At 62.5% G+C, this 11,334-nt stretch carries 8 protein-coding genes; 1 reads left to right on the plus strand and 7 read right to left on the minus strand.

The genetic code is table 11. From position 1 onward, the window contains the following. Window positions 1-61 precede the first annotated feature (61 nt). Genes AC1DYC_RS30845 through AC1DYC_RS30860 form a run of 4 tightly spaced genes read right to left on the minus strand, consistent with a single transcriptional unit; the run spans window position 62 to window position 4,891 of the window. Window positions 62-1,555 (minus strand): FAD-binding oxidoreductase, encoded by a 1,494-nt coding sequence (locus tag AC1DYC_RS30845; protein ID WP_477411446.1) that lies wholly within the window; start codon window positions 1,553-1,555, stop codon window positions 62-64. Then, window positions 1,552-2,718 carry a histidinol-phosphate transaminase gene (hisC, locus tag AC1DYC_RS30850; RefSeq protein ID WP_477411447.1) on the minus strand — a complete coding sequence of 389 codons (1,167 nt, stop codon included), beginning with the start codon at window positions 2,716-2,718 and terminating at the stop codon, window positions 1,552-1,554. The genes AC1DYC_RS30845 and hisC overlap by 4 nt, the downstream gene beginning before the upstream one ends. Beyond that, the gene (locus AC1DYC_RS30855) at window positions 2,718-3,854 is read right to left on the minus strand and encodes a 2Fe-2S iron-sulfur cluster-binding protein (protein ID WP_477411448.1); all 1,137 of its coding nucleotides are present in this window, start codon (window positions 3,852-3,854) and stop codon (window positions 2,718-2,720) included. Before AC1DYC_RS30855 ends, hisC begins: the two co-directional genes overlap by 1 nt. After that, window positions 3,851-4,891, minus strand: a complete 1,041-nt coding sequence (locus AC1DYC_RS30860) for an aromatic ring-hydroxylating dioxygenase subunit alpha (RefSeq protein WP_477411449.1) — start codon at window positions 4,889-4,891, stop codon at window positions 3,851-3,853. Before AC1DYC_RS30860 ends, AC1DYC_RS30855 begins: the two co-directional genes overlap by 4 nt. A 121-nt stretch (window positions 4,892-5,012) precedes the next feature. Between AC1DYC_RS30860 and AC1DYC_RS30865 the strand changes: the two genes are divergently transcribed. Beyond that, entirely contained in the window at window positions 5,013-5,921 is a 909-nt protein-coding gene (locus tag AC1DYC_RS30865) for a LysR substrate-binding domain-containing protein (RefSeq protein WP_477411450.1), read from the plus strand. Window positions 5,922-6,001: 80 nt separating this feature from the next. On the opposite strand, the gene AC1DYC_RS30870 is transcribed toward AC1DYC_RS30865, so the two are convergent. The 3 genes from AC1DYC_RS30870 to AC1DYC_RS30880 form a co-directional block, all read right to left on the minus strand. Then, window positions 6,002-7,339 (minus strand): HlyD family type I secretion periplasmic adaptor subunit, encoded by a 1,338-nt coding sequence (locus AC1DYC_RS30870; RefSeq protein WP_477411451.1) that lies wholly within the window; start codon window positions 7,337-7,339, stop codon window positions 6,002-6,004. A gap of 19 nt (window positions 7,340-7,358) precedes the next feature. Next, complete coding sequence (locus AC1DYC_RS30875) at window positions 7,359-9,059, minus strand: type I secretion system permease/ATPase (protein ID WP_477411452.1); 1,701 nt, start codon at window positions 9,057-9,059, stop codon at window positions 7,359-7,361. Between the two features lie 167 nt (window positions 9,060-9,226). Then, window positions 9,227-11,334: Ig-like domain-containing protein (locus tag AC1DYC_RS30880; protein ID WP_477411453.1), on the minus strand; the 2,108-nt coding region annotated here is incomplete at its 5' end.

Below are 11,334 nucleotides of genomic sequence, written 5' to 3' on the forward strand. Positions count from 1 at the left end.
TTCTCCTGCACGAACGACAGCGTCGGCCGATTTGTCCGGTCCATGCAATTTCGCGATGGGGCTATTCATCGGCGTTCTCATCTTGGCGTTGCGATCGGCGCTCATCGGACGCGGGATTGGACGAACGGACAACCCAGCCACGACCGGGCAGCACCTTGTCGGGGTTCATCAGCGACTGGCCGTCCAGCGCCTTCTTGACCCGTTCCATCGTGGCGAGCTTGGTCTGATCGGCCGTTGCCAGCAGCGAATGGATGCGCTTGGAGCCGATGCCGTGCTCGGCGGAAAACGAGCCGCCAAGCTCGCGCAGGCCATCATAGAGGACACGCTCGACCGCAGCCGCCATGTGCTGGGGAAGCGGCCCGCGACGGTTCAGGATGATGTGCAGATTGCCATCGGCGAGATGCCCGAAAACATACGGGGCGAGATCGGGTTCGATCGCGGCAAGGCCAGTGATGGCCCGATCGAGATAGGCCGGAATTTCCGACAGCGGCACCGATACATCGAACGACGGTGCGTTCGGATGGGCGCGGTAGAGGACGCTGCTGTCCTCGCGCAGCCGCCACAGATCGTCTTCCTGCCGTCGCGAGCTGGCGATGATGCCTGTCGCCTCCGGGAAACGCTCGACGACTTCGCAATAGAGCCTCTCGAAATCCTCATGCAGCGCCTCTTCACGGGCGCCGCCGAGCGACAGCAGCAGGAAGATCGGCTGATCGGGAGCAACGCCCGGTTCAGACCAGCCATGCGCCTTGGCGGCGAGGCTGAAATAGGAATTCCACATCGCCTCGGCGGCGCGCAAATGCCCGGCGCTCGATTCGAACGCCAGGCGGATGGTTTCCAGAGCCGCCTCGACGGAAGGCAGCCCGAAAAGCGCGGTAGCGGTTGCCTTGGGCGACGGGTCGAGCTTGACGACCACGCGCGTGACGATGCCAAGCGTTCCTTCGGCGCCGATGAAAAGATGCTTGAGGTCATAGCCGGCGGAATTCTTCACCACCCGGGTGAGATCGCCATAGACGGAGCCATCCGCCATCACCGCCTCGAGACCGAGGACCCGATGGCGCATGACGCCGTTGCGAAACGCCATCACACCACCGGCGTTGGTGGACACCATGCCGCCGATCGTCGCCGTGCCGCGCGCGGCAAGATCGATGCCCGGCTCCAGACCATGGGGCCTGGTTGCGGTCTGCAAGTCTTCCAGGGTGACGCCGGCACCGACGGTTGCGGTTCGCTCGACCGGGTCGAGCCGCTCGATCCGGTTCATGCGTGCCAGGGACAGGACGATCTCATCGGCATGCGAAACGCTTCCGCCGACAAGGCCCGTCCCGCCGCCGAGCGGCACCACCGGGATTTCGTATTGACCGCAGACGCGAACGAGCGCGGCGACCTCTTGCGTCGACGCCGGCAGCACAAGGATGGCCGCGTCCCGGTCGGCCGTCCCGACGATGTCGGCCATACGCACATTCGCGTTGCCGACGATGCTGCGAAGGCTTTCAACGACCGGTAGCGGCACCGGATTGCCGATGCGTTTGTCCTCATGTGCAACAGCGGCGGATTTCATTGGCCTGCGAGCCCCCGAAGCGCCGCGACAAAACGGTCATTGTCGGCGGGCGAGCCGATCGTCACACGCAGATAGCATTCATAGCCGCTCTCGCGCCACGCCTTGACGATGATCCCCTGCCCGAGCAGCGAGGCCGCCAGGCGCGCGCTGTCGCCGTTGCAATCAAAGAACAGGAAATTGGTCTGTGACGGCGCAACCCGCAGGCCGAGCCTAGCGAGTGCCGCGGCGACACGCTCCCGCTCTGCTCGCACACGATTGGCCGAGGCTTTCATCCAGCCGTCGTCGGCCAGCGCGGCGATGGCCGCGATCTGTGCCGCGCCGTTGACGTTGAACGGTGTTTTCGCGGCGGCGATGACACCGGCGAGTTCGAGGCTGGAGCACAACGCATAGCCGACGCGCAGCCCGGCAAGGCCATAGGCTTTCGAAAATGTCCGCAACACGACATGGTCGATGCCGCTGTCTCGAAGCATCGCAATGCCGTCGGGCGCGCCCGGATCGGCGAATTCGAAATAGGCTTCGTCGAGGACAAGAAGCGTGCCCGGGCGAATGGCGGCGATGAGGCGTTGCAAGTCGGCACGGTCAAGCCCCGGCCCCACTGGATTCCAGGGCGAGGAAAGGAAGACGATCCTCGGTCCGGTCGCGATTGCGGCTTCCAGTGCGCCGAGATCAAAGCCCATGTCAGCGGTCATGGGAACCTTGATCACCCTGGCGCCGGCCGCCAGCGGCTCAATTTCGTGCAGGCCGAAGCTCGGCACCGTCGTGACAACGCAAGCCCCAGGCACAAGGACGGCGCGCGAGATCGCGGCGATCATTTCCTCCGATCCGTTGCCGACAACGATCAGACCAGGGTCGATTGCCACCTTATCGCCAAGTGCTGCACGCAACGCCGTGCAGGCCGGGTCGGCATAGCGCCATGGTTCGAACGATGGCGATGCCAGCGCCTGCATGACCTTTGGCGAGCAGCCGTCGGGATTCTCGTTGCTGGCCAGCCGGGCGATGTCCTGACGCCCGCTGAGCGTGCGCGCCACCGCAATGTTCATGCCGGCATTGTAGGGCGGCAATGAAGCGATATGCGGATTGAAGGACAGCGCTGACTTTGATGTGCTCGAATTGTCCAATCCAGACGTCCTTCCCGATACGCTCTTTTGGCGGATGCGATCCATCAGATATCCACGACGACAGAGCCGAGCGGCCTGGAGCAGCACAGCAGCACTTCGCCCGGCTCAAGGTCATCGAGCGGCTCTTCGAAATAGCTGACCTCGCCGTCGACCAGCCGCGACTTGCATGTGGAGCAGACGCCGGCGCGGCAGCTGAATTCCGGTTCCAGGCCTTGCTTTTCAGCAAATTCGAGCAGGGACGAGACCCCGTCCCATGCAGCCTCGATGCCCGATTTCCGGAACTCGACCACAATTGCTTTGCTGTCTGGGGCTTTGCTGTCGACCACGGACTCCACTTTTGGTGAGACGGTGACGGCAGGCTGGGCGACATCGAGCACCGTGGCCGGGCCGAAAAACTCGTAGGCGACACGCGCCTTCGGCACGCCAAGCCCCCGCACGGCGGCATAGACAGCCTGCATGAAAGGCGGCGGGCCGCACAGATAGAAGTCGTAATCGTCGAGCGGCAAAAGACGCTGGAGCGTTTCGCGCGAGACCACGCCCTCGCTGTGGAATTTTCGGTCCGATCTGTCGCGCTCGGTCGGGAAGCGATAGCAGAAGTGAACGGCCATCCCGGATCGCGCAGCGGTCAGGGCCGACACCTCCTCGCGAAACGCATGAACCTCCCCGTTCTCACAGGCGTGGATGAAGACGACGCGGCGATCGGGTGCCGATGCAAGCGCATGCAGCATCGAAACCATCGGCGTCAGACCGACGCCACCGCTGAGCAGGACAACGGGCCGATTGCTGCTGGTGTCGAGAACGAAATCGCCACGCGGTCCCTCGGCCGACAGGACATCGCCGACCTCGACCTCGTCATGCAGGAAGCAGGAACTCACCCCGGCCGGAAGCCCTTGTGTTGGTGCGGCCTCCCGCTTGACGCTGATGCGATAGGAGCCGGCAACGCCCGGTGCGCCGGAAACGCTGTAGTTGCGCAGCACATGGTCCTTTGCGCCCGCCGTTTCCTTCGAGACCGGAATACGAAACACCAGGAACTGACCCGGTCGGTAGGCGCGCCAGTCCTGCGCCTGCACCGGCTCGAGCAGGAACGATGTGATGATCGCGCTCTCCTTCACCTTCGCGACCACTTTCAGGTCACGAAACCCGCTCCGTCCCAAACTTGCGCGGGCGGACAGTGAGCTCATTCGGCCGCCGCCAGCTGCTGGCTTTCAGCGGCAATGAGTTTTGAGAGATTGCGACGGAAGCGCATCGGGCCAACATCGATCTTGAGATCGAGATTGGGCGTCCGCTTGTTGGCCATGCCTTTATGCACGGCATTGAGGACTGCGCGGTCTTCATCGAATGCCCCGCGCACGGATGTGGCGAACTGGCGCGAGACCTCCTGGTCGTCGGGAGCGAAGTTGCGCATCTGGAACCAGTAATATTTCGTCTGGTTCTCATCGACGGGCGTCATGAAGTTGTAGCTGTCCATGAGGAACACATCCTCATGATACGGCTTGCCTTCGCCGCCAGTGCGAGCCGGCACGAAGATGGCCTTGATGATGGCGTTGCTGGGATAGCGCACTTCGTAGTGCTGCTTGCGATCGCACTTGCCTGAAAATTTGAGGAACGGCGCGTAGAACGGCGCCGGCTCGACATCCACCATCCAGCGCCAGACGGTCACCCCGTCCGAACCGACGGTGGTCTCGAGCGGCGCGTCTTCCATCGCCTGGACGCCGCCAAACGACGACTGATGGACCCAGGACACATGCGAGGGGTCGAGCAGATTGTCGGTCATGTAGAGATAGTTGCAGTCGAGCGTCATCGACTCGCCGCGATTGACGCCCCATGCCGGATCGCCCCAGTGGTCGACTTCGAAGATCAGTGCGGGATCGGCCTTTTGCGGTTCGCCCATCCAGACCCACAGTAGCCCGTAACGTTCGGCAATCGGATAGGGACGAACGCAGGCGACATGCGGTATCTTTTCCGCCCCGGGCACGCGGGTGCAGGTTCCAGTGCTGTCGAAAGTCAAGCCATGATAGCCGCACTCGACCGTGTCGCCCTTGATGCGGCCCATCGACAGCGGCAACTTGCGATGCGGGCAGGCGTCTTCAAGGGCGGCCACCACGCCATCCGTCTTGCGGTAGAGGACAATGTCTTCGCCGAGGATGCGCACGGGCTTGAGCCCCTCGCCGACCTCTGCGTCCCATGCCGCTACGTACCAACAATTTCGAAGAAACATGGCGTCCTCCCGAGCTTGCGACTGCCAAATCGATAGCTCTCGGGCCAGGAACGACAAAGGGCTTGCATCTGCGTTCTATTTTAGAAATGCTAAAACAAAGCGACCCCAGGATTGTTCCCAGGTGAAGAACGCGCTCCCTCTCCGTGCCATACAGGCGTTCGAGGCTTTCGGCCGATGCGGCAGCGTTACCGCCGCCGCCGAAGAGCTTGGGGTTTCCGTCGGCGCGGTCAGCCAGCAGATCCGCAAGGCGGAAGACGCGCTCGGCCTCAGTTTACTCGAACGCCGTGGCAGGAGTGTCGCGCTGACGTCTTGGGGGAGAACCTACCACGCGGCCGTTTCCTCGGGCTTCGAACAGCTTCGCGACGCGCAGCACATTGTCGAGCGGGCGCGTTCGGAGAGCGCGCTCACCATCTCTTGCCTGCCCTCGCTTGCCAGCAAATGGCTGGCGCCACAGCTTCTGGATTGGCAGATCGCCCACGCCGGGGCGACGGTGCGTTTGATCGGTGCCGAGCAGGAGCCGCGTTTCGATGACGACCAGGTGGATTTCCGAATCTCATACGGCACGAAGGTTCACGAGTTCGACCACTATACCGAGTTGTTCACGGACTGGGTGGTCCCCGCTTGTGCGCCTGGATTGCTGGCCAGCCACCCCGTCAAGCGGCCGTCGGATATCCTTGATTTTCCCCTGCTCGGCATAGAATGGGCCAGAGACCATCAATCGCCGCCGAGTTGGGCGGAGTGGGCCAGGACTATCGGCGCATCGCACCGGAGGACGTCCGGTGAAGTGGCGTTCTCCTTGTCCAGTGCCGCGATTGATGCCGCAATCAATGGAAGGGGGTTTGTCCTTGCTCAACTGTCGATGGCGGCGGAAGATATTGCATCCGGCCGGCTGATCGTACCCTTCAACGAGCGCGTACAATTGCCCGCTGCCTATTTTCTTGCCTGGGACCGCGCCGCTCTGGATAAGCCATTCGGACCACAACTGCGTGCCTGGATCGTTTCGATCTCCAAGCGGCTGGATGTTTCCTAACCAGACCCACCGTCGCACCGCCTTTGCCCATTACAGGCCTGACATCAAAACCCGGTATCACCAATCGATCGGCGATGCCGTCATTTCTGGCGAAACGCCGAGTGGAACGACACAACCAGCGGGCCTAAAATGTAGTCGAGTGCGGTGCGTTCCTCGGTAACGATCATGACGGACGCCGGCATGCCTGGGTAAAGCGCAATCTGTGGGGCGGCGGCCAATTCCACCGGATCGACAGCCACGTCGGCGAGGTAGTAGGGAAACCCGGTCTTGCTATCGGTGATGCGATCCGCCGAAATGCGGGTGACGCGTCCATGAATTATGGGTATCGAACGCTGCTTGTAGGATGTGAAACGAACTTCGGCGGCCATGTCGGGTCGCAGGTTCGATATGTCCTCGACGCGAACCTGCGCCTGGACGATCAGCGAATTCTCCGTCGGCACGATGTCGAGGATGGTCTGGCCTGGCGCCACGATCGCACCGATCGAGAAGACGCTGAGATCCATCACCTGGCCATCATAGGGCGCGCGCACTTCGGCCCGGTCCATGGCAGCCTGGGCGGCAAACATCTTGGGCACGAGGTCAGCAAGGTTCGATTGCGTATCGATCAGCATGGCGGACAGCTTGGCTCGGCGCTCGTTGGTCAATTGCGCGATCTGGCTCTCGAGCTCGGCTTTGCTCTGTTGGCTGCCGCCAATTGCGCCGAGGTTCTCGTCGATCAGGCCCTGCAGATCCGAGGCGGACCGTTCCAGTTCCAGGATGCGAGGGCGGGTCGTCAATCCGGCCTTGAGCAGCTTCGACAGGCTGGCCTTCTCGTCAATCGTCGATTGCAGCTGTGCCTGGTAGGATTCGACCCGAGACTGCTTGCCCTTTATCTGCTCCTCGAGCTCGGCAATGCGCCGCTCGAGGATCTGCGTGGCGCCGGCCATCGAGGCGCGCTGGCTTTCCAGATCGGCGATCTGGTTTGCCATTGCATCCCTGAGATAGTCCTCATGCTCCTTGAGGATGTCCTTGGGAAAGGCAACAGCCACGCTGCCGTCCAGTTCGGCCCGGATCCTGGCGTCGGTTGCGCGCAAAAGCGCATATTGCTGGGCATAGAGATTGAACTCGGACCGGATTCTGGTGTCGTCCAGCTTCAGCATGATGTCGCCCTTCCTGACGACGTCGCCATCCTTGACGCGGATCTCCTTCACTGTACCCCCGTCGAAATGCTGTACGCTCTTTCGATTGCCTTCCACCTTGACGATGGCGTCGGCGAGCACGGCGCCGTTCAGTGGCGCAAAGGCTGCCCAGCCGCCGAAAATTCCGAAAAAGGCAACGATGATCAGCAGGCCGATATAGGTCGGTGCGCGGATCGAATCCGGGGCCTGGATATCGGTTTCGCCGGGCAGGCTCCGGTAGGTGAGGGCGACGTCGCTCATCGATCTCTCCGGCCACAGCTCATTGGGTTGCCACCGCCATTGGTGCAGCGCGCTGGTTGAGCAGCGCCACGATCTCGTTCCTCATGCCGAAGGCCTCGACGGCGCCATCGCGCAACAGAAGGATCTTGTCGACATTCGCCAGGGTCGAGGGCCGGTGCGAGACGATGATCACGGTGCTGCCGCGGCGCTTGAGCTCAATCGCGCAGTCGCTCAGCGCGCGGTCGCCATCGGCGTCGAGATTGGAACTAGGCTCGTCGAGAATGATCAGGTTCGGTGTGCCGAAAACCGCTCGGGCAAGGGCAATCCGCTGCCGATATCCCCCTGACAGGACTGCGCCGCCTTCGCCGATCTGGGTCTCGTAACCCTGCGGCAGGCGGATAATCATCTCGTGCACGCCAGCCAGCCGCGCGGCCTCGATCACCTCCTGGTCGACATTGGTCTTGAAGCGACCGATGTTGGCGGCGACCGTATCGGCAAAGAGTTCGATGTCCTGTGGCAGGTAGCCGATGTGGTCGCCTAGCGCGTCGTGCCCCCACTGCGACAGGTCGGCGCCATCCAGCCTGACGGTGCCGCGGCTGGGTTGCATGACGCCAGCGAGATGACGTGCCAGTGTCGATTTGCCGGCGCCGGAAGGGCCAACGATTCCGAGCGCCTCGCCTGCTTCCAACCGGAACGATACGTCCCGGAGGAGCACTTTCTGCTGGCTGGCAATTGCAAAGCTGACCTGCTCGACCGAAATCTTGCCGGTGGGCTTCGGCAAGTTGAATGATCGTTCGTTCCGCGGTCCCCCGTCGACCAGCTTCTCGACCCTTGCCAACGCCGCCCGCGCCAGGATCAGGCTGCGCCAGAGGCCGACGATCTGCTCGACCGGCTGTAGCCCCCGGCCCAGCAAGAGGCTTGCGGCAAACATGGTGCCGCCGGTGATCTGCCGCTCGATCACCAGATAGGCGCCAAGGCCGAGGATCAACGACTGCATGGTTAGTCGCAAGAAACGGATCAGGCCGGACATCAGGGCGGCGCGATCGCTTGCCTCCGCCTGGCGCCGCAGCGCTAGGTTACGGTCGCGCCCCCAGCGGCGGATGAGACCGTCGATCATCCCCATGGCGCGAACGACTTCCGAGTTTCTGAGGCTCATCTCGGTAAAGTTGTAGTTTGTCGTCGCCAGGTCGTTGGCCTGTTTCAGCGGCGAACGCACCAGATATTCGTTGAGCACGGCCATGGCGATCAAGAGCAGCGAACTGCCCAGTGCGAAGAAGCCGAGCCACGGATGCAGCAGGAAGATGATGCCGATGTAGATGGGCGACCATGGCAGGTCGAACAGGGCATGGATGCCGCTGCCGGCGATGACCTGCCTGAACGTGTCGAAGTCGCGGATAGGCTGGCTCGGCGAGGAGCCGGGCGATGGGGTTTCGACCGACGCGGCGAGGATCTTTGCCGACAACAGCCGGTCGAGCCGCGCGCTGGCACGCGTCAGGACCCAGGCGCGCACCAGATCAAGGCCGGCCAGCGAAAGGAAGGCCGCCAGCAACACAAGGGTCAGCATCACCAGCGTGGTTTCGCTGCCGCTGGTGACGACCCGGTCGTAGATCTGCAGCATGTAAAGTGGGGACGCGAGATAGAGCAGATTGATCGCCAGGCTGAATGCAGCCGCAACGAGAAAATAGCGGCGGCATGCGCGAAGCGCGTCCTTCACGATCTTGGATTTGTTGTCGAGACTCAACTACCCAGCGGAAAACCGCCCCCCTGTCCACGCCCGGAACCGATACTACTCCTGATCGTCCAACCGGCCACGTGATCCCTTCCTCTTCCTGCCGTAAACCTTAATTCGTAAGCTGAATCAGCAACCGGCAGCATGAGGAGAGCCGCGCCTGCGGCTCTCCTTTTGGTTCACATCACAAAGTCGCTCACTTGCACCACCGTCCTGCCGGCGCCGTCGTCGGCAAGTGTGAAGCTGTGGGCATCGTAGACGCCGAGCAGGTGGAGCGTGGCGTTGTGCGTGCCGTCCGTGACGGTCAACGTTCCTCCGGCGCCGTCGAGGTCCGCCTGATAGGCAGCGGACGTTCCGGTGCCGAACAGGATATCTTCGAGGTTCACCTTGTCGTCATTGGTGATGCCGGCGATGCTTCCACTGAAGTCGAATGAATCGTCCAGCTGCAATGTGCCGGCCGCATCATGCGCGAAGGTGACGTCCGTCGACGAGGCGCCGCCGAACTCCAGCTTCGACAGGTTGCCGATCGTCGCGTCGCCGTCGCCAGTGACCTGGCCGTTGATGGCAATGTTGCCGCCATTGGCCCACAGCATGCCGGAATTCGCCAGCCCGCCGGTGATCGTCAGGCCGCCGGAGCCGGTTGCCTCCAGCGTTCCCGAATTGACGACGACGCTGCCTCCAGTATCGACGACCAGCGCGTTCGAGCCGGTAGCGATGATGGTGCCCCGGTTGTCGAGGCTAAGCATTCCGCCGCCCAATTGGCCAGCGCCCTCGATCGTGTTGTCGACATTGACCAGAGTGACGTCCGGCGCCGTGCCGGAGATGATGTTGGCGGCGCTGTCGGACAGCAGGATCTGCCCGCCACCCTGCAGGGTCACGCCATGCTGGATGACCTGCAGCAGCGTGTCGCCGCCGCTAGAGTCGAGTGAGATGAGGCCGCTGTTGTTGATGGTGCCGCTCAGCGGCAGCAATGCGCCGTCACCGATCGTCATGGTTCCGGCATTGTTGACCACCGGTGTCTGATCGAAGGTGAAATTACCGTCTGCAAGTGCACTCGAATGCACGCCGTCGAGCAGGATCGACTGCCCGTCGCCAAGCGTGATCACCGCGTTGCCGTTGGCGTCGTCGGCCATATGCGCCTGGACGTCGGCGAAGCTCTGGAAGCCGGAATAGCCGATCAGGTCGATCTGGTCGGCCGCCGCGTCGAAGCTGTGCACCGTGTCGTTGCCGATCGGCTGCGAGAAGACGAACAGGTCGTTGCCGCTCGAGCCGCTCAGCACGTCGTCGCCGGACCAGGCAAAGATCGGCGAGCCCGGCGCATAGGCTTCGACATTGTCGGCGACCGAGGCGCTTCCGGCCGTGCCGTCCGCGTTGATCCAACTCATCTGGACATCGAGCACCGCCGCGCCGGCGAAATCGGCAGGCGTGGTGACCGTCAGCCCGTGCAGGTCGTTGGTCTGAACCGTCCAGCTGCCGTCGGCGTTGTGGGTTGCGCCGTCGATGGTCCAGCCCGAAGGCACGTCCTTCACCGTGACGGTGATGAGAGCACCCTCATGTGATGGATCGGTAAGGGCGAGATTGATAGGCTCTCCGGCAGTGCCGGCGGGCAGGTTGAATACTGGGCTCCCTATACCGCCATGTCCGGTAGAATCAGTCCAGAATGACGACCCCGTACCGCTACTTATCACGCGAATAGTGTGCGACCCCGATCCAGACGCGTCCTTAAGAGCCAGCGTGTAAATGTCTTGGCCACCAGTCATCCCTACGTGAATGATCGGTCCATTGACAGTTGCTCCGACAATCTGGAGGTCGCTGAGGTCAAATCCTGTAACCGCTTCGCTAAATGTAAATGTAACCGTAGGTTTCGAACCGTTGTTGTCCGACGTTATGACCACTGTCGGCGGCGCGTCGGCGGTGTTGACTGTATAGTTGACTGAGTTGGTTGTGGCCGCTGGGGCATTACCCGCTGGGTCTTGCCAGGAAGTGCCGACGGTGATGACGTTGGTAGCATCATTGATCGACGCGATCGGTGTTAGAGTGGCCGTGAAGACCCTTGGATCGCCCGTGGGCGTTATTGCGCCCAGGGTCGCGCTGGTGGTGTCATAGGCAACGTCTGCCGCGGAGAAGTTCGACGGTACCTCACTGAAGGTAAAGGTCACCGTCGCGACATCGCCGGCCGTGAGCGCGGTGTCATTGATTCCAATGGAGACCGTCGGCGCGACGGTATCCACCGTCATGCTCAGCTGCGTGGCGGCGGTGTTGTTGTTGCCCGCCGCATCGGTGAAGG

Source organism: Mesorhizobium sp. P2_E7, assembly GCF_056403855.1.

What these genes read in the sequence shown, in the direction of transcription:
- AC1DYC_RS30845 (WP_477411446.1), bottom strand. Translation starts at nt 1,555, where the DNA reads ATGAAATCCGCCGCTGTTGCACATGAGGACAAACGCATCGGCAATCCG.
- hisC (WP_477411447.1), bottom strand. Translation starts at nt 2,718, where the DNA reads ATGGATCGCATCCGCCAAAAGAGCGTATCGGGAAGGACGTCTGGATTG.
- AC1DYC_RS30855 (WP_477411448.1), bottom strand. Translation starts at nt 3,854, where the DNA reads ATGAGCTCACTGTCCGCCCGCGCAAGTTTGGGACGGAGCGGGTTTCGT.
- AC1DYC_RS30860 (WP_477411449.1), bottom strand. Translation starts at nt 4,891, where the DNA reads ATGTTTCTTCGAAATTGTTGGTACGTAGCGGCATGGGACGCAGAGGTC.
- AC1DYC_RS30870 (WP_477411451.1), bottom strand. Translation starts at nt 7,339, where the DNA reads ATGAGCGACGTCGCCCTCACCTACCGGAGCCTGCCCGGCGAAACCGAT.